The sequence below is a fragment of the Domibacillus sp. genome (genome assembly GCF_031181085.1).
In the GTDB taxonomy this organism is placed as follows: Bacteria; Bacillota; Bacilli; order Bacillales; family Domibacillaceae; genus Domibacillus.
Window position 1 is genome coordinate 593,133 of the sequence record NZ_JAPSLE010000001.1, and the last position, 16,789, is coordinate 609,921.

Consider the following 16,789-nt stretch of genomic DNA (forward strand, 5'->3'; position numbering starts at 1 on the left):
CTGAGTCCATTTCTCGTTTTGTTTCCATGCTGCATCTTCCTTTTGGGTCCTTGTACAATATCATATGAGAGAGCAGCTAAGAAAGAAGGGAATCACCTCCTTTTGACGAAATGTTAGAAAAAGGGGGAGCGTGCAATGGATAAAATCATCTATAAAGTCAAGCTGCAATTCGATAAAGACAATAGTGAGATTATCGAAGTCAAAGGTCCACCCGGTAAGGAAAAAGTAGTATTGAAGATGTTTACGGATCATGAAGAGAAATGGATTATTGATGAAAACAACCAGGCAATTAACTTGAATTTAGTGACAAAGATCTCATTTGTAAAACCGGTCAGTATAAAAGGTGAACCGGCAAACATGTAATGCGGGAAAAGATAACTAGCATCCTCCGGGGTGCTTTTTTCTTTGTTCAAAAAATCTTGGAGGTGACGGTGATGTGAATTAGCGAACTAGGATGATATTAAATCAAAGCGGGTAAAGTAAAAAACTAAATAAGTTAGCTATTAGGACAAGTAGTGTTTGAAGGAAGTTGACCGCTTTAATCGAAATAAACAATAAAGGTAAAGGAGGGTTTCGAATGAAGATAGAAGTAAAATATCGAAGATTTGATATGAAAGAAGGACGATTAGTGCCTAGTCTCAATTATTCTTACGAAATAGTGGAAATCGATAATCAATCAATCGGCGACTCAGGAGAACTTGCAGGAGACGCCTTAAGCAGGAAATTACACTTAAGTAAAGATCGGTTTGAAGTAATCGAGAGCAGACCTATCTGAGTGTATAACCAGCTTTCTCGCTTGGAAACTTAAAAAGAACATATGTATATCAAGAGAAGTAATCTTCACGTACCACACATTACAGCCGTGTCTGCTTTACTTAGTGAAAAGAATATCGCAACGGAAGAAGAATTTTACAGGGAACTAAACAAATTTATAAAAGAAAAAAGAGAAACAATTGCATCCAAATAAACGGGTGCTATTTTTTATATCCGAATAAACAAAGCTCTTAGCGAAAGAGATCAAGCAGGAAATCATTCTTCTATTGCCGAAATGTAAATAAAAGGAGACGATGATATGACTAAACAAACGGAATTGACCGCAGAGGAAATGAACAAAATATTAAAAAACATTGAAATTGACCAGGGGACGAAAAAGCTATTGAAAACGTTAATTTTGGAAAAGAACAAGTTCGTTCCTGATCGATTGGTATCTAAAAATGGCTGACTCCCCTACAACACTTAATTAATGGTGGGAAGAATATACTGAAAATATAAAACAAGCGAGCAGCCTTCGGGGTGCTTTTTTTCTTTATTCCAGAAATACGCAGGTTTTAAGACACTTCCGGGCTGCTTAAGGCACCCGGCCCGGCTTTTAAGGTGCACATGAAGACATACACAATCCTAACCAGACTGCTATACATACCCTCTAAAATGGATTAAAGAGAATTATTTGTAGTAAACTTCATATTCCACTAAAATCAAATGAAAGTGTCTTTGTTTATATTGAAAAGTCAAACAGGAGGATTGAAAAATGACATTAGGTCCGCGTGTCTTTAAGACAGGCATTGCTGTCACACTATCACTATACATATGTTTTTTCTTAAATCTTGAGCCGGCTGTTTTTGCAGCGGTGGCAGCCCTTTTTACAATTCAGCCATCGATTTACCGGTCCTGGCGGCAACTGCTCGATCAGGTAATGACCAATACCATTGGCGCTGCGATTTCCCTTTTTTCTATTTACTTTATAGGGGACAACCCTATTATCATCGGGGTGTTGATGATGCTCGTAATTTCATTAAGCTTGAAAATGAAAATGGAAAGCACCATTCCACTGACACTCGTGACAGTACTGGCTATTATGAGTACCCCGGACAATGAAAATATCGATTTTATATTGAACCGCTTTTTGATTATTTTAGTTGGTATTGGATCTGCTTTGGTGGTGAACCTGCTGATTATACCGCCAAACTATAAAAAGAATTACCTTGAAAAAACAAGAACGGTTTTTCAAAATATGTCACTGCTGCTGCGTACGGCCGTGTCCAATGAATTAACGGAAACATCTTTTCAAGAGCAAAGTAAAAAGCTCCAGGATGATATTCGAAAGTTGGAGGACTTGTTCAAAATGTTTGATGAAGAGCGCACCAAGCTGTCCAAATTAAAGCCGGTTGATGTGCGGGAGATTGTCCTATTTAAGCAAATGCTCAAGACGCTTCAGCAGGGAGAAGAAATATTAGAAAATATCGAAGAACATTATTTCCAAAGCGGGGCAAACGAAGCAGAGGATTATTTGTTTGATACTCATATTGAACAACTAATTAAATATCATGAATATTTATTTTTAAAATATGAAGGGAAAATCAAACAGCAGGAAAACGATCACGAACTAAAAGAAATAAAGGAAAGCGCGGCTTTTTTTGAGCAGGCGCTGGATATTTATAAGCAAAACAAAGACCAAAAGTTTCGCTTATTGATTATTGCTTCTTCCATCGTTGAATATTCTTTTCACCTGCAGAGGATGGACCAATTAATCGACCAATATTACAAGGTAAGAAAAAACTGAGGGAAAAAGCAGCTGCTACTCACAACAGCTGCTTCAGACTGTAGACAAATTATATGGATGACTGTGCACATGAATGGGATGAATCGTCGGCGTCCGGGCAGCTCCGCTTTCCATGGAGCAGGCGCTGAGCCCGACTCCGCGAGAAGGCTTCACCGGTCTCAGCTGCCCGCTAGTCCCGTAGGAGTCTGTGCCGCCCTCCCGCCGCCAAGTGGCTTGCGGCAAAATTGTATGGAGCTTAATAAGGTCATATCTTTCTATTTAAAAAAAGAGAAAATGTCTATTCGGCCCTTGTTTATTGATCTTCAACACTACTTAGTGAAGCCTGCCGGACGAAGACTCCTGCGGGAAGTACAGGGAGTCGGGAGACCCCGCAGGCGCAGCCGAGAAGGCTCCCGCACTGCCCGGGAAACGCGAAGTCCGGCAGGCTTCACTTATCGGCTCTTTTTTAAAAGCGAAAGACTTTGTCTGCACACTGAAGCAGCCGCTACTTATAGCGGCTGCTTTTTTTGGATTCCTATCTTATACATGAGGAAAACGGGGTTTAATCCTGCTTTATTTGTTTTAAAAGAAAACAATAAAGTGCTTTAAGTGGTTCTTATTTTTTAGCGGAAAATCTGGAAGATTTCACTTTATAGAAAAAAAACATTACTTAAACTAGCATAAATATTCAAAAAAATGATTGTCAAAACGTGTCGACTGAACTATAATCAAAATATCAAATGTGATATTATATAACGTGAACTCGGAGGAAAAGATGACATGACAGAAACTCTTATTTCAAATACAACAGAAGCAGCTTTAGAACAAATTAAAGAAACTATTAAAACAAAAAGTGTAGATTTACTTCACTTACAGTTTGTAGATATCGAAGGAATCTTAAAGCATGTCACTGTAACAGCTGAACAATTAGAAGATGTCGTAGAAGGCAAAATGATGTTTGATGGTTCATCTATTAAAGGTTTTTCTGCTATCAACAATTCAGATCTTTATCTTCAGCCTGATTTATCTACATTTGCGGTTCTTCCTTGGACAGAAGAAGAAGGCTACGCGGAAGCACGTTTTCTTTGCTCGGTCGTAAATCCAGATGGTTCTTTGTTTGAAGGAGATACACGTAACGTTTTAAAGAAAACAGTTGACCGTGCAGCGGAACATGGCTACACGATTTCAGTTGGACCGGAATTAGAATTCTTCTTGTTCAAAGCAGACGAAAATGGAAACCCGACTACTGAACTATCAGATAACGGCGGTTACTTTGAGCCATCTCCAAAAGATCTTGGTGAGCGCGTTCGCCTGGAAATTTACCGTGCATTAAAAGCAATGGGCTTTACAATTGAAGCATCGCATCATGAAGTGGCAGAAGGCCAGCATGAACTTAGCTTTAAATATGCAGATGCATTAGGTGCAGCGGATAAAGCGACTACGTACAAGTGGGTCGTTAAAACAGTTGCGAAACAATATGGCTTACACGCAACATTTATGCCGAAACCAAAGTTTGGAATCAATGGTTCTGGTATGCACGTGAATATGTCGTTCTTTAAAGGAAACGAAAATGCATTTTTTGATCCTTCTGATGCTTTGCAATTATCAAAAGAAGCGTACCACTTTATTGCGGGTCTATTAGAAAATGTGAAGAGCTTTGTTGCAGTAACAAACCCATTGGTAAACTCGTACAAGCGTTTAGTTCCTGGCTACGAAGCGCCTTGCTATCTTGCTTGGTCTGCGTCTAACCGTTCTGCTCTTATCCGTATCCCGGCGAAAAAAGGCCTTGCCACGCGTGTGGAACTACGCTGCCCGGATCCATCTTCAAATCCTTACTTAACGTTTGCGGTTATTGCTTCTGCAGGCTTGGATGGAATTGAGAAAGAACTAGAAGCGCCAGCGTCTATTAATGAAGACATCTTCCACATGACGGAAGAACAAAGAGCGTCTTACGGAATTGAAAGTCTTCCTGGCAGCTTAAAAGAAGCAGTAGAAGCTCTGGAATCAGGCGATATTGCGGTAAATACATTAGGGGGACACGTTTATAACGAATACGTTTCTTTGAAAAAAGCAGAATGGGACAGCTACCGTACAGCCGTTCATGGATGGGAAATCGAAAATTACCACGCAAAATTCTAATTAAAAGCGGGCTTTTGCCCGCTTTTTTTGATAGCTCTTCATTTCACCTTGTTGGTAAAATGGAGGGCTGTTTTTCTTTTTCTTTCCGCGGGTGGAGGAGGAAAAATAACTCATTCATTTCTAACCTCAGTGTTATACTGATAAAAAACAGGACTTTAGAAACGAGAGATCAAGGATGAAAGTAGCAGTGACGGGGATGGGCGTGCAGCTTCCAGGAGCGAACAGTGTAAGCCGTTTTGCTGAAATGCTGGCTCAAAATATTTGTCCCTTGCAGGTTGTAAGAAATATAGGAACGCAAAAACACAGAGATTTAGTTATGGGTGTGATTGATCATGAGATACTGAGTGATCCTTATTTTAAAAGGTATTCGAGGATAAATAAACTGGCCATCGCTGCAGTGAAAGAGGCGTTTAAAGGTATCCATATAGAAAATCATCCAGGTAAACGCATATCCGTGATTTTTGGGACGTCTGTAGGCGGGCTCACAGAAATCGAAGAACTCGTGGCATCCGCTGCACAACAAAACCTGCGGCGTTATCCGGTGACGGGTGTTACGCATGGCAATATTGGGTCACTTGCGATGGGGATTGGTTCATACATAAAAGCCAATCATCTTCAGCTGACGCTTGGAAACACATGTACTGCCAGCACCGATGCTGTTTTACTCGGAAAACAACTTCTTGAAAGTTATACCACGGACATATGTGTAGTAGGGGGAGCAGATTCTTTAATTAATCGAACGCTCGTGTACGGTTTTTTAAAACAAAGAGGTCTTGCTGTTGAAGGAGATGTACGTCAGGCAGGTATGCCGTTTTCAACATCGACTCAAGGATTTGTTGTGTCCGAAGGGGCTGGGGCGCTTGTTTTGGAGCGGGAAGAAGATGCTGTGCGAAGAGAGGCAGACATTTATGCTTTTATCGAAAAAGGCTTTTCCAATCATGATAATATTTCAGTGTTTCAATCCGATCAAACCGGAGAAAACATGACTCAAGTGCTGCGGGAAATATGCGGCAGCCGCCTGCCGTCATACGTGAACAGCCAGGCTTTAGGTTTAGAGGAAAATGACCGGGTGGAGGCCATCGCTTATCGAAACTGCTTCGATGGCAGTGTTCCCATCACGTCTATAAAAGGGCTGTTCGGCCATACCTTCGGAGCCTCGGGTGTAACACAGGCGATTGCTTCCATTATCAGCATTCGGGAAGGCTTTATTCCTGCCACATATGGAACCGATAAAAAAGGCTTTGAATCACTGCCGATTGTAACCGAAAAACAAGAAAAGCCGGTTTCCTCGGTTGCGGTGACGACACACGGCTTTGGAGGAAGTAACACAGGGCTGCTTATTACAGGATAAGGCGGCCTTTGTTCTGCACAACGGCGACTGATCCGACTGAATCGGCAGGCTTTTTCATATCGAGCGGTTTAAAAGGGGAAGAACGCTTCTGAGGACTCGGGTAATAATTTTACGAAAAAGGAGATAATAAAACGGGATGTAAAGCAGATTTACCCGGTTCGAAGAAGGAGATGATAAAGTGGAACAAAAGCCAGATTCACTTCAACCAATGAACGACAGTGACATTTGCAATGAGCTGCCTATACCGATGAGCACACCGGGACAAAAAAACCTGGCAAGTGAAGTGTATAAGCATTTAAAAAAGAGAGCTGAAGATTTTGACAACAAACTGGATGGCACCCAGGGGGTGGGTGTGAAACTGATTCCATCCGGACAGTCGGTTACTTTCCAGGTCACGGCATTAGGGTATTGCGATCCGAGTTTAATCATTTTTGGCGGCGTTACGGAGAGTGGGCTGGAAGTACAGTTGATTCAGCACGTATCGCAGCTTAATTTTTTGCTGATGGCCATGCCCAGGCCGAACCCTAAAGAACCAAAAATTCCACTCGGTTTTATTCAGTAAGGCAAAAGTCACTTTTATAGGTGGCTTTTTTTGAAGCTTGGAGAAAAAAGGGGTAAACGCCATAAAAGGCGCTCGCTTTACCCTTCTTTATTCTTTTTTCCATCATTGCTTTTATCTATGTCTGTCGCGTTGTTAACCGCTTGAACAATCAAGTTAAGCCCTTGATCCATGGTTTTAATGGATTCATCTTTCTGTCCCGTTTTTTTCGCCTGCCCTTGCTTTTTCATGTTGTCACCTCCTCTATATAGAGTTTGTTGAACGCCCGGAAATATTCGGAGGTGCTATAGGGAAAGGAGAAAAAAGATAAGTTTATGTCGGGTAAACACGCAAAAAAAAAGCCGGGAATTTTTCCGGCTTTATAAATAGTCAGCTCGTTTGAAGCTGATACTCGATAATTAATTTATCTAATTCCTGGCTGTATCCTAGCACTTCCTCACTTCCGAATCCATAAATAGCAGCAGCGAGAATCATTAGATGGCGCAGTTTTTTAATTTGGAATGATAATTCTTCAAGAATTGGCTGGTTCGTATCCATATGCATTCTCCTGTCAAAAAGAATAGGAACTAACTTGATTATAGGATATTTTGCATAGAAAAGAAACAGTTGTTTGTGAGGAAATCTGACGAAAGTGAAGGGAAGTGTCTGAAGTAACATTCACAAGAAATGAGAGGGAAGAGAAGTGAAGTTAAACGCTGGTCATCCAGGCGGGATTTATTTTATCCTCGGTTCCTCTACTTTTAATTTTCCTGTGTGCATACTTTCTAGAATAGGCTTTCCGTCCTTTGACTCCATTTTCAAGATGCCATACTGCCGTTTGATTACCCCTTTTTTTAAATCAACGGGCGCTACAATAAGATGGCCATTATACTTTCCTACCACCACCTGGCGGGGTTCCTCTGTCGTTACGTAGTAAGCCGTTTTAAAATAAGCTTGAAAATAGCCGAGCGCGCTGCTTAACATTAACACTCCAATTCCAGCTGATAAATACCAAACCGATTGATTGTGTGTACCTGAATTTTTTCGCCTTACAAGATAGGTGATTTCAGAGAAAATAAGCAGAAATACAATGATCGTGCCGATTGTTAGAAGAAAGGTAAAGGCTTTATCGTATTCCGATGTCACAAAAAAATCAGTGGATTTAGAAAGCACAAGCAGGGCTGTAATAAGGAAGGAAAAAACGAAAAGGATTCTAGTGTACCATCTTTTTGAATACATTTTTGAATAAGCTTTTGATGAGGAAAATAGGGAAATAAAATGTGCTAGCACGAGGCATAAAATAAGCAGGTAAAATAAGGTCCCGGTGAAGTTAATCAATTTAATTTCAATCAGTTCAGCCGGCACACCGTAATACCTGAATTGACTTTCCGTATAAAAATACATAAAAGCAACCGACAGAACAGAAAACAGGCTGAAAACAACAGTCAGATCTGCTCCATGTATAAAAGAAAATAAAGAGAAATTCTTTTTTTGGGTGGTTTCCTGCTTTTGTGAGTTTCTCATTAAAACACCCCTCCTAAAAAGCCAGCCGCAAAAAAGCGGATACTGGATAATGGCATATGCAGTACTTTTATCATATGAATCCGCCGTTATTTGTTGCTTTTCTTAAGCACTGATCGATGAATATGGCTCGGCTGCAGCGGTGATACTATCCGCTCAAGCTGTGTGCTGCGCCGCTGTATGGCCGAAGTAGAAACGTACATGGAAACTTGGTAAAGAAAGGATGAAAAAAGTGGGCAGAAACGGAATCGGTGAGAAAGCTGCTGTAAATGGCGAAGAAAAGATAAGGAAAGCGGCAGACTTATGAGTGAAGCAGTTCCTTTTAATGAATCACTCGTTCAGTACTCATCCGGCTGGCAATGGGACGACAAAAAATACTGGGGAGAAGCGGGCGAGATTATCGGTGTTGTACCGGATCATATTGTAATGGGAAAGCCGCATGATCAACGTTCAACGGAGTATTGGTTTTACTTTGCTGCCATCAGCCGGTCCCTCACCGCTGATTTTGTGCAAAAGGAAAAAAGAGCCCTAACGTCAGATGAGGAAAGAGCATTAAATGACCGGGTCAGAGAGCTGATGAAAGAATCGATTTTGCACAAAACTCCCGTGAAAATGCTTCTGGCCAGGTATGAAGTGACCAATCCATACAGAGCGCCCGATCTCTCGGGATTAAAAGTAGTCGAATACCTGTCGCCAGGCCCGGCTCATTGAATAAAAGTGTTTTGTACAAAAAGAGATAAACTGAACAGCAAGAGAAAGAAAAGAAGCGAAAAAAGCCGTATCAGCGATTCAGCTGATGCAGCTTTTTTGTATACAACAGCCGAATTTATTTCTTTGCAGGAGGATTTTTTTGTATGATCAAGTCCGTCGCGAAAAGAAAGCTTCTTTTCTCTGCTTGTGTTACTATAAAAGGAGAGAAAAAATGGAGGTTTTTTTGTATGAAAATGTCTGTGACCCGGGGGCTGGCAGAATTGAAGCTGCTGGACAAGCGTATCAAGACAGTAATGAACTCGGCTGCATTCGTTGACTTTGCCATCGGTGAAAAAGCGGTGAACGGATACACATCGAACAAAGAATATGAGGATAAAGTGCAATCAGCTTATCAGTCTGTGAAAGATTTGATGAAACGACGCAATGATATTAAGTCTGCGATTGTTCTTTCCAATGCCATGACAAGGGTGAAAATTGCGGACAAAGAATATACGGTAGCGGAAGCCATCGAGCGAAAAACATCTATTCAATATGAAGTGCAGCTTATGCAAAAAATGAAAAACGAGTATACAAAAGCGGTAAACAACATTCAAAGAATAAATGAGGAAGTCAAAGAAGAATTGAATCGAAAGCTCGATGCTTTGTACGGGCGCGAAGCAAAAACGAAAGTGGACGAAAACAATGAGCTTGTGAAAAGCTACCGAAACGATAACGAAGCTAAAATGATCGATCCGCTGAAAATCCGCCATACATACGAGAAACTGGAGCAGGAAATTGATGAATTTTTATCAGAAGTCGATTTTGTGCTGTCTACCTCGAATACTTTGACGGAAATTGAAGTGCCGGAATAAGATAAAGCGGTTAGCCAGTCGAAAATCAGCAAAACTAAACAGGTGCCGGCGGCTTTGGCCTTACAGCCGCTAACTTTTCATTCATCCATTTGAGGATACAGGAAACTTAAACGCGAGCGAGCGTTATCAGGCTGAAAGCTCAAAGTTAAACGTTCAAACCTTAAAGGTGAAAGATCAAAGCTCTTAAAAGTTAAATCTTAAGGCTCAACGTTGATAAGTTCGATAAAATCCATGAGAACGGCTTAGGCGGTGTTTGTTTATCGGCCGCGCTGATTGCCGCATGGCTGATTGGCTAACTGCCTGCATAAAACAATACATCGTTTTTCAAATCAAAAAAACCGTTCGTGATGAACGGTTTTTTTGGCTTGAAAGAAAAAGTGTAATCACAAGGATGTTTATTAAATTATTTGTTCTATTTTTAGAAATGTAAAGTAAATAGAATGACAAAAGTAAACAAAAAAGTATTAAGTAAATAGAATATTCAAATTTTTAATCCCTGGCTTATAAAAAGTGACAATTCCTATTAGATGGGTATCCAGTATGTATGGTTTCAAGAAAAGAATGAATACAGCTGCTTCTTCCCATCCTGCACGGGACATATTCGTCTTTAAACACAGTAAAAAATAGTGTTTTTAAAAATTACATATTTTACAATGTGCAAATTTCAAATAAAGAAATAAAAAAGAACAACCAATATATTTTTAAACTGGTTGCTCACACTCCAGCAGTGCATCTTTTAAAAGCTGGATATCTTCTTCTATTAATTTCTTAAGGCGCAAGCTGCGACACCGGTTATAATCATCTATTAAACGACCCAATTCAGCGGAAAGAAGAATGATCGTATCTTCCAGAATGAGCACTCCTTTTTGGGTAATTTGTTTTTTCCAAGGTGCGGGACAGATGAACGTGTGGGTGATATCTATCAAACTACTAAAGAGTAAAATAGTCAAACCTATATGTTTATACCCTGATCTCAAAAAAATATGCGTAAATATATAAAAAATTCATTTATTGGAGAAGGAAGCTTCTTCAATGCGATAAAAGACATGTTCCCTGTGGTGAATGAAAGAGTTTTTGTTTATTTTAAAACGAATGGTGAAAAATATGGACATGAAAGTGAATAATACAAACGAACTGTACAAGTAAGGAAGGAGACGGCTGTGAATGACACAGTGTATTTTGCAAATTAACAAAAAAGCGCACCGGGCAGGGGACCATATTGCGTTTGCAGCAGCGGAAACATTGGATCCGCCCATCGATATTGGCGGAGGAATGTGTTATCACCGATATATTGAGCATTATGAAAAGCTTGCTTCTGAAGAGGAGAGAAAAATAGGCTTGACGAATATTTTAAGCACCGAGGAAACAGAAAACGAAATTTTTTATACAGTAGACGAGAGCCAGATCCCGCTTATAAAAGAGGTGGCCGTTTCAATTACGAATGAGTTTCCGGAAAGCTATGAGCGCCAGTACACGGAGTTTATTCAACATCTTCAAAATGAAAAAATTATTGCTTGAGAAAAGTAAAAAGGATTATGGAGCCGTCGTTTTAAAGGCTTAAGTGAGAAATAAACAAAACAAGCAAGCCGTTCTCCTGTCCGGCTTGCTTGTTTATTAGTACATGGTATTAGGATGAGGCGAAAAGGAAAAAGAAGACGGACCATGGTTTTTTTTATATTTTGGAATTCCGTTCTAACTGATCGACGTATTTAAGGTGAAGCAATTCAAAGTGCATATGCTTTTGCGGATCTACATACTCATATCTTTTTGCCAGCAGGCCATACAAACTCGCCATATCCAAAAGATCTTTTAAGGTTTGGTCCATCATCTCAAAAAAAAAGCCTCCTTTAAAGAGTTACCTTAAGATATTCAAATACGGAATCTTTGTATAAGCCGTATGCCTGTTCTTTGACTGTACACTTAAAACGGCTATGTATAAGGTTTTCTCTTGCGCCGGCAAAATAGAAGTGAATTTTGCCCTTTTTGGGGGAACATAAAGAATAAAGCTAAAAAAGGAGAGTGAATAAAATGAAAATAAATTCCGGAACAGAAAATGTTATTGATGGGCTTAGTCAGCACGAAAAAGACGTGTATCGTTTTATGAGAGACGAATACGAAAGAACGGTGAGCTACGGTGATGCATATGATGCTAAAGTTCAGGATCCTCAGCTTACCGCACTTGTGAGCCGTGAATTTAATATTTCCGCTGATGAAGCAAGAAACATTTATATGGATGTTGAATCAAAAATAGCCGATTTTCGCAGGAAACAATCAGGAAAAGTGTAAGCGCCTATCCGGGCGCTTTTTTGCTGGGCAGCACATCCGGAAAAGGACAGCCGTTCTTTCATGATAAAATGAGGAGAAGGGGTGATAGACATGGAATGGATTGGGCTGCCGGCAGGGGCGCTTCAAGCGAATGCATACGTGATTTACGAGAAAGGAAGAGCCTTACTGATCGATCCAGGCGGAGATGGGAATAAAATTCGGCGGTTTATCCGGCAGAAAAAATTGCAGCCGGAAGCCATTCTTTTAACACACGCCCATTTTGATCATATCGGAGCAGTGGAACCGCTTCGGAAAGAATACAGTATACCGGTTTACCTTCATCACGCTGAAAAAAAGTGGTTGTTCAATCCGGCTTTGAACGGATCGGCTTTTTTTGAGGGAATAGAGCCTATTGTAGTAAACCCCGCTGATCAGCTGTTCACAAGGGAAGGAAGGCTTTCGATTGGCAGATTTTTTTTTGATGTGTACGAAACTCCGGGACATTCTCCCGGCAGTGTCAGCTTTTATTTTAAAGAGGGAGGCTTTGTTGTTGCAGGGGATACCCTGTTCGAAGGAAGCATCGGCCGTACGGATTTAAAAGGCGGGGAGGAAACCCAGCTGTTGAAAAGCATTCGTCAAAAGCTTTTAACGCTGCCGGACGATACATATGTACTGCCGGGTCATGATAGTGTGACAACGATTGGCCGGGAAAAGGAAAATAACCCTTTTTTAAAGAAGCATAAATAAAACCTCCATAAAAAAGCTGTGTCTGTTCTTTTAACAAACACAGCTTTTCACGTTTTTAGGCGGATGTGTCTTTTTCTGCATGCCTCTCTTTCCAGGAGGCATGCATTTCCTGAACACCACTTATAACGGTTTTTAATCCCTTTTTTCGGATTCCTTTTGGTGAAATAGGCTCCATCAATATGTCTGCTCCAGCCGCTCCTGCAATCGTTGCAAGAACACCAGCAGTTCCGGCAGCCACTGTTCCGGCTGTGACCGCGGCTCCCGAGACGGCTCCGGTGGCAGTGGTTACCGCACTGGCTAATCCGGCCGCACCGGCAGCCGCAGCTGCGCCAGCGACGGCTGCCCCGGCTGTGGTCACAGCTCCGGCAGCGGCCGTTCCAGTCGCTGCAGCCGCCGTCGCTGCAAGCGTTCCAGCTGCAGCAGCAGTACCTGTGACAGCAGCAGCGGTGCCGGCGATGGCGGCTCCTGCAGCCGTCGCGGCAATCGCGCTAGCAGCCAGCGGAGCGGCTGCTGCAGCTGCCACTCCACCTGCTATATAAGCAGCACCTTTCCAAAATCCCATACAAACACCTTCTTTTTTGATTGTTACCTGCATTCGTTTGAGCAGGAAACTGCTATACTCATTATGTACCCCGAATGGTCTTTCAGCACACATTTAAAAGAATGAACGCCCGTATGAAATCTTCCCGGCGATCAGCCTGTAACAACAGGGGGTGTAATCACAAGCTTGATGCTGTGTATGATCACTGAATTCTTTGAAAGAGCAAGAAAGGGGACACCGCCCATTTTTAAAAATTGGAAAGAGATAAGGAATTGAGGGTACATGACTTTGGGGCAGTTTAATGAGCAGCTGCAACGGGTACACTAAAGTATGGTTTGGTAAGCCGTGTATATAAAGTATCCATTTCGAAATAGTACGCACATAATAAAAGCACTCACAGGGCGTGAGTGCTTTTTTATTGGCTGAAAAAACTTATTTTTCGAAGGAAAGTTCAGGCTGCTCTGGCCGGGCCGGGAGAATAGGCTGCAGGACAGGCTGTTCTGCCCTCGCTTCGTCACTCATTTGGTTATCAGATAAGGTTGTATCCGCCTCGTTCGTTTCCCGATCCGTTTGTTCTCGGTCAGCCAGTTCATTATTTGCTTGATTCAGCGTTTTACTGTCAGCTGTAGAATCCACTTTCTCCTTTTTTTGTGTATTTGCTTGGTTAAACCAATCGGATACATAGCCGTCTTTCTTTTCAGACGTCTGGGATGTTGTTTCTTTTTCCTGTTTTGTTTCATTGCTTGGTGTATCGTTTTCATTTGAGGCAGCAGGCTGTTCCTTTTCCGGTGCGATTGTTTCGGTTTGTTCAGCTGTTACGTCTTCGGTTTTTTGCTCTAGTTTGTCTGTTAAAAAAACATTCAAAAGCAGCAAAAAACAGGAAAGTGCTGCAAGCAGGGGGACAAAAAGGTACATATTCGATTTATAGATTTTTATAGCCGCTCATCTCCAATAACAGGACTTATTGTGAAAGTATAAAGCTATTGTACAATACGAAAGAAAAGAACCGAAGAGGCGGCTGCTTTTTTTATACCCTACACTGCAAGCAAAGGAGTAAGTAAAATTAATAATGTACAAAATTCAAAAAAATAAAGCAGCCGAAAGGGCTGCCCTACGTTGATTGCTCACACAAAGAAATAGCTTCGTTTAATAACTGAATGTCACTTTGAATCAGTTCTTTAATCTCTGGATCATCGTATCGGTAATAGTCATTAATTAATTTTCCCAGCTCATTAGACAGGATGATGGATAGATCTTCCATAGTAAACGCTCCTAGATAAAGGTTTTTACGTAATCCTTATTTAATTTTACCTAAAATAGGTTTAATATACTAGCTGTAATTACCTATATTTTATGAAGCAAATGAACAGACCGGTTTTTAATAAAAAACTCATTGGGCCGGCCGCCGAAAAAGAAAATGCTATGATGAACCATCAGCAGGGCCTGACTCCATTATGACAGCAGAAAGCCAATAAGGTTCAGCTTAAAAAGCTTCGGTCTGGTTTTTCAATGATCCGGAGGGCTGGGAGCGCATAAAAAAGCAGCCAGGTGAGAACCTGGCTGATACAAGGTTTACTTATAGGAGTAGGATTTGGAACTAACAGTTCTAGTATGTCCATTTGAAAAAATCTTATACAAGAAGCACCTGCCTGTTTTGAAGCTGGGCATGAAGAATTAATGTATTTAATTCTTCACTGTAATAAAGCGCTTCTGCACTAGAAAGTCCATAGAACTGAACCGCGGAAGCCAGCAGCTTATGTACTTCGCAGGTTCAGTTACCCAAAAAAGAAAGGGGGGAAACCTATTTATATAAAATGTAAAAGGTCTTTGAACAAAAGACATGGTTGAAAGCTGTTAAAGCACTGGGAAAAGAAAGAGAAATTTGTTATGTTAATAAAAGCATGATGTACATTTGGGAGGATATAAAGTGAAGACATTATTCAAGCTCTTCATCGGACTGGCATTGCTTGTGGCTCTTCTAGGAGCGGGACTGTATTACTTCGGAACCAAAATTGCCTCTGATAAAATAATGGATGAAGTAGCACAACAGATTGAAAACAGCGGAGAAGTGGAACAGATTAAGCAGCAAATTAACAACAATCCAGAGCTGAAAAAGCTGGTGGAAGAAGGCGCCAATGCCGACACTTCTTCTCTGCCGTTTACGACAAAAGAAGAAGCGGCAAGGGAAATGGTGAAAAAGTTCAGCCCAGGCGAGCTTAAAGACATTCAATCGACCGTGCAAGGCGGCCTGACAGAAGAAAAGAAACAAGCATTATTAGAGACACTCCAGAGCAAGCTGACTGAAGATGAAATACAGGCTTTAAAAGTGCTGGCTTACAAGGAACTTTATCAATAAAAGAGGAACACCATCGGCGGGTGTTCCTCCTTTTTTTTATTTAGTCGAACTCATAACGAGGTGCTTCTCTGCCTATTTACATGGCCAACAGGAATAAGCGCCTGTTTCGATAACGAGGGGCTCTTCTGTCAACTTTATGTTTGATCTTGTTCGATCCACCAGTCGATTTGATCTAAATCAAAAATAATGATGTCTAAACCAACTTTTTTATGAGGAAGCTTCTTATTTGTGGTTAGATCATAAATATCCTTTTCAGCAACTGGATAGTTTACCGACTCAAGATAGGAGATTAATTTCTGTATTCCTTGAACTCTTCTCATTTCATCACCTCCCACAAATATTTCTCCAGGCTTGGGAGAGAAAAACTTGTGTAAAGGATCAAATGAGTGAATATAAACCTTTTTACCCTGTTGGGCCCAGCTATATACCTGGTCATTCAATTTTTAAATGATCCATGTAAAATGGCAGCTGCGTATACATAAGGCAGCTGCCATTTTAAACATGAGTTTAACGGCTGTTCTTTTTTAAGTCATCCATCTGTTCTTGAATGGTTATATGGTGATTAACGGTTAAAATTAAAATTACAATATTTAACAGACTTGATAAGATCGTACCGCCTAAGAGTATACATTTTGCTCGGGAATGGAGCATATGATCACCACTTTTTTAACGGAGTAGGGTCAGATGAAAAAATAAAGCCTGTTTCACATACAAACATTTAAAAAGGACTTGGCACGTTTACTCTACCCGTATCGTATTGGCATCGCCAAATTGCTGCTTGCCGTTCTGCTGCTGCGAACCCTGGCTGCTGTAGGAGCCGTTTTGTTGATTGTCGCCTTGACCCTTGCGGCTTACATTTTGACCGCTCGTTTGATACCGGGCGCCTTCATTGTTGTTTTGGTTTTTCGGCTGGTTTTGGCCGTTTTGGTTCTGGTTGTTTTGGTTTTGGTTATTGCCCGTTAATGTGTCCACAACATTTTCGATGCCTTTGCCAATCGTTTCTAAAATACCGCCGTTCTGCTGGCCGTTTCCATTCTGCTGGTTGTTTTGGTTTTGATTTTGATTTTGATTCGCCATCTTTTTCACCTCCCGAGCTTTATCGTGCACAAACGAAAAAAAATTATTTATCAGTCGGCCAGGTGCTTTTTTCAAGGAGCTGTATGGATCGATATGTTTTTGGGTTGAAGATAAAGGGAAAGGACATGCTACTGAGTAAGAAACTCGTTAAGG

At 41.0% G+C, this 16,789-nt stretch carries 22 protein-coding genes; 13 read left to right on the forward strand and 9 right to left on the reverse strand.

Features of this window, described 5'->3' with window-relative positions; all coding sequences use genetic code 11:
• Positions 1–135: 135 nt before the first annotated feature.
• The 7 genes from RIN81_RS03220 (at position 136) to RIN81_RS03250 (ending at position 6,591) form a co-directional block, all read left to right on the forward strand.
• Entirely contained in the window at positions 136–363 is a 228-nt protein-coding gene (locus RIN81_RS03220; RefSeq protein WP_309087330.1) for a hypothetical protein, read from the forward strand.
• 214 nt (positions 364–577) lie between these two features.
• Positions 578–775: a hypothetical protein gene (locus RIN81_RS03225; RefSeq protein ID WP_309087332.1), complete on the forward strand. Its 198-nt coding sequence runs from the start codon at positions 578–580 to the stop codon at positions 773–775.
• A gap of 297 nt (positions 776–1,072) precedes the next feature.
• Complete coding sequence (locus RIN81_RS03230) at positions 1,073–1,222, forward strand: hypothetical protein (RefSeq protein WP_309087334.1); 150 nt, start codon at positions 1,073–1,075, stop codon at positions 1,220–1,222.
• A gap of 306 nt (positions 1,223–1,528) precedes the next feature.
• A complete protein-coding gene (locus RIN81_RS03235; RefSeq protein WP_309087336.1) occupies positions 1,529–2,560 on the forward strand; it encodes an FUSC family protein in 1,032 nt (343 codons plus the stop codon).
• Between the two features lie 759 nt (positions 2,561–3,319).
• Positions 3,320–4,678: a glutamine synthetase family protein gene (locus tag RIN81_RS03240; protein WP_309087338.1), complete on the forward strand. Its 1,359-nt coding sequence runs from the start codon at positions 3,320–3,322 to the stop codon at positions 4,676–4,678.
• Between the two features lie 175 nt (positions 4,679–4,853).
• On the forward strand, positions 4,854–6,029 hold the full coding sequence (locus RIN81_RS03245) for a beta-ketoacyl synthase N-terminal-like domain-containing protein (protein ID WP_309087340.1): 1,176 nt from the start codon (positions 4,854–4,856) through the stop codon (positions 6,027–6,029).
• Positions 6,030–6,207: 178 nt separating this feature from the next.
• Positions 6,208–6,591, forward strand: coding sequence for a DUF6173 family protein (locus tag RIN81_RS03250; RefSeq protein WP_309087341.1), 384 nt, complete (start codon positions 6,208–6,210; stop codon positions 6,589–6,591).
• A 77-nt stretch (positions 6,592–6,668) separates the two neighbouring features.
• On the opposite strand, the gene RIN81_RS03255 is transcribed toward RIN81_RS03250, so the two are convergent.
• The 3 genes from RIN81_RS03255 to RIN81_RS03265 all read right to left on the reverse strand — a co-directional run bounded on the left by RIN81_RS03255 (position 6,669) and on the right by RIN81_RS03265 (position 8,091).
• Positions 6,669–6,818, reverse strand: a complete 150-nt coding sequence (locus RIN81_RS03255) for a hypothetical protein (protein WP_309087342.1) — start codon at positions 6,816–6,818, stop codon at positions 6,669–6,671.
• A 139-nt stretch (positions 6,819–6,957) separates the two neighbouring features.
• Positions 6,958–7,125, reverse strand: coding sequence for an aspartyl-phosphate phosphatase Spo0E family protein (locus tag RIN81_RS03260; protein WP_242233099.1), 168 nt, complete (start codon positions 7,123–7,125; stop codon positions 6,958–6,960).
• Between the two features lie 177 nt (positions 7,126–7,302).
• Complete coding sequence (locus RIN81_RS03265) at positions 7,303–8,091, reverse strand: hypothetical protein (protein WP_309087345.1); 789 nt, start codon at positions 8,089–8,091, stop codon at positions 7,303–7,305.
• A gap of 300 nt (positions 8,092–8,391) precedes the next feature.
• Between RIN81_RS03265 and RIN81_RS03270 the strand changes: the two genes are divergently transcribed.
• The 3 genes from RIN81_RS03270 (at position 8,392) to RIN81_RS03280 (ending at position 11,168) form a co-directional block, all read left to right on the forward strand.
• Positions 8,392–8,799 carry a hypothetical protein gene (locus tag RIN81_RS03270; protein WP_309087347.1) on the forward strand — a complete coding sequence of 136 codons (408 nt, stop codon included), beginning with the start codon at positions 8,392–8,394 and terminating at the stop codon, positions 8,797–8,799.
• Between the two features lie 227 nt (positions 8,800–9,026).
• Positions 9,027–9,650 (forward strand): hypothetical protein, encoded by a 624-nt coding sequence (locus RIN81_RS03275; protein WP_309087349.1) that lies wholly within the window; start codon positions 9,027–9,029, stop codon positions 9,648–9,650.
• A gap of 1,164 nt (positions 9,651–10,814) precedes the next feature.
• Positions 10,815–11,168 (forward strand): hypothetical protein, encoded by a 354-nt coding sequence (locus RIN81_RS03280; RefSeq protein ID WP_309087351.1) that lies wholly within the window; start codon positions 10,815–10,817, stop codon positions 11,166–11,168.
• 154 nt (positions 11,169–11,322) lie between these two features.
• Here the strand turns inward: RIN81_RS03280 and RIN81_RS03285 are convergent, their stop codons facing one another.
• Positions 11,323–11,478 carry a hypothetical protein gene (locus tag RIN81_RS03285; RefSeq protein ID WP_309087353.1) on the reverse strand — a complete coding sequence of 52 codons (156 nt, stop codon included), beginning with the start codon at positions 11,476–11,478 and terminating at the stop codon, positions 11,323–11,325.
• Between the two features lie 200 nt (positions 11,479–11,678).
• On the opposite strand from RIN81_RS03285, the gene RIN81_RS03290 reads away from it, so the two are divergent.
• Both RIN81_RS03290 and RIN81_RS03295 read left to right on the forward strand, forming a co-directional pair.
• Positions 11,679–11,936, forward strand: coding sequence for a hypothetical protein (locus RIN81_RS03290; RefSeq protein ID WP_309087355.1), 258 nt, complete (start codon positions 11,679–11,681; stop codon positions 11,934–11,936).
• A gap of 90 nt (positions 11,937–12,026) precedes the next feature.
• The gene (locus RIN81_RS03295) at positions 12,027–12,662 is read left to right on the forward strand and encodes an MBL fold metallo-hydrolase (protein WP_309087357.1); all 636 of its coding nucleotides are present in this window, start codon (positions 12,027–12,029) and stop codon (positions 12,660–12,662) included.
• 55 nt (positions 12,663–12,717) lie between these two features.
• On the opposite strand, the gene RIN81_RS03300 is transcribed toward RIN81_RS03295, so the two are convergent.
• The 3 genes from RIN81_RS03300 to RIN81_RS03310 form a co-directional block, all read right to left on the reverse strand.
• Positions 12,718–13,224, reverse strand: a complete 507-nt coding sequence (locus RIN81_RS03300) for a hypothetical protein (protein ID WP_309087359.1) — start codon at positions 13,222–13,224, stop codon at positions 12,718–12,720.
• Positions 13,225–13,635: 411 nt separating this feature from the next.
• Positions 13,636–14,076, reverse strand: coding sequence for a hypothetical protein (locus RIN81_RS03305; protein WP_309087361.1), 441 nt, complete (start codon positions 14,074–14,076; stop codon positions 13,636–13,638).
• A gap of 238 nt (positions 14,077–14,314) precedes the next feature.
• A complete protein-coding gene (locus RIN81_RS03310; RefSeq protein ID WP_242233089.1) occupies positions 14,315–14,464 on the reverse strand; it encodes a hypothetical protein in 150 nt (49 codons plus the stop codon).
• A gap of 666 nt (positions 14,465–15,130) precedes the next feature.
• Between RIN81_RS03310 and RIN81_RS03315 the strand changes: the two genes are divergently transcribed.
• The gene (locus RIN81_RS03315) at positions 15,131–15,559 is read left to right on the forward strand and encodes a hypothetical protein (protein ID WP_251273590.1); all 429 of its coding nucleotides are present in this window, start codon (positions 15,131–15,133) and stop codon (positions 15,557–15,559) included.
• 134 nt (positions 15,560–15,693) lie between these two features.
• Here the strand turns inward: RIN81_RS03315 and RIN81_RS03320 are convergent, their stop codons facing one another.
• Both RIN81_RS03320 and RIN81_RS03325 read right to left on the reverse strand, forming a co-directional pair.
• Positions 15,694–15,879 carry a hypothetical protein gene (locus tag RIN81_RS03320; RefSeq protein WP_309087364.1) on the reverse strand — a complete coding sequence of 62 codons (186 nt, stop codon included), beginning with the start codon at positions 15,877–15,879 and terminating at the stop codon, positions 15,694–15,696.
• A gap of 418 nt (positions 15,880–16,297) precedes the next feature.
• A complete protein-coding gene (locus tag RIN81_RS03325; protein WP_309087366.1) occupies positions 16,298–16,636 on the reverse strand; it encodes a hypothetical protein in 339 nt (112 codons plus the stop codon).
• Between the last annotated feature and the right edge of the window lie 153 nt (positions 16,637–16,789).

Coding starts and splice junctions, on each gene's coding strand:
- RIN81_RS03220 (WP_309087330.1), top strand. CDS start 136: ATGGATAAAATCATCTATAAAGTCAAGCTGCAATTCGATAAAGACAAT.
- RIN81_RS03225 (WP_309087332.1), top strand. CDS start 578: ATGAAGATAGAAGTAAAATATCGAAGATTTGATATGAAAGAAGGACGA.
- RIN81_RS03230 (WP_309087334.1), top strand. CDS start 1,073: ATGACTAAACAAACGGAATTGACCGCAGAGGAAATGAACAAAATATTA.
- RIN81_RS03235 (WP_309087336.1), top strand. CDS start 1,529: ATGACATTAGGTCCGCGTGTCTTTAAGACAGGCATTGCTGTCACACTA.
- RIN81_RS03240 (WP_309087338.1), top strand. CDS start 3,320: ATGACAGAAACTCTTATTTCAAATACAACAGAAGCAGCTTTAGAACAA.
- RIN81_RS03245 (WP_309087340.1), top strand. CDS start 4,854: ATGAAAGTAGCAGTGACGGGGATGGGCGTGCAGCTTCCAGGAGCGAAC.
- RIN81_RS03255 (WP_309087342.1), bottom strand. CDS start 6,818: ATGAAAAAGCAAGGGCAGGCGAAAAAAACGGGACAGAAAGATGAATCC.
- RIN81_RS03260 (WP_242233099.1), bottom strand. CDS start 7,125: ATGGATACGAACCAGCCAATTCTTGAAGAATTATCATTCCAAATTAAA.
- RIN81_RS03265 (WP_309087345.1), bottom strand. CDS start 8,091: ATGAGAAACTCACAAAAGCAGGAAACCACCCAAAAAAAGAATTTCTCT.
- RIN81_RS03270 (WP_309087347.1), top strand. CDS start 8,392: ATGAGTGAAGCAGTTCCTTTTAATGAATCACTCGTTCAGTACTCATCC.
- RIN81_RS03275 (WP_309087349.1), top strand. CDS start 9,027: ATGAAAATGTCTGTGACCCGGGGGCTGGCAGAATTGAAGCTGCTGGAC.
- RIN81_RS03280 (WP_309087351.1), top strand. CDS start 10,815: ATGACACAGTGTATTTTGCAAATTAACAAAAAAGCGCACCGGGCAGGG.
- RIN81_RS03285 (WP_309087353.1), bottom strand. CDS start 11,478: ATGATGGACCAAACCTTAAAAGATCTTTTGGATATGGCGAGTTTGTAT.
- RIN81_RS03290 (WP_309087355.1), top strand. CDS start 11,679: ATGAAAATAAATTCCGGAACAGAAAATGTTATTGATGGGCTTAGTCAG.
- RIN81_RS03295 (WP_309087357.1), top strand. CDS start 12,027: ATGGAATGGATTGGGCTGCCGGCAGGGGCGCTTCAAGCGAATGCATAC.
- RIN81_RS03300 (WP_309087359.1), bottom strand. CDS start 13,224: ATGGGATTTTGGAAAGGTGCTGCTTATATAGCAGGTGGAGTGGCAGCT.
- RIN81_RS03310 (WP_242233089.1), bottom strand. CDS start 14,464: ATGGAAGATCTATCCATCATCCTGTCTAATGAGCTGGGAAAATTAATT.
- RIN81_RS03320 (WP_309087364.1), bottom strand. CDS start 15,879: ATGAGAAGAGTTCAAGGAATACAGAAATTAATCTCCTATCTTGAGTCG.
- RIN81_RS03325 (WP_309087366.1), bottom strand. CDS start 16,636: ATGGCGAATCAAAATCAAAATCAAAACCAAAACAACCAGCAGAATGGA.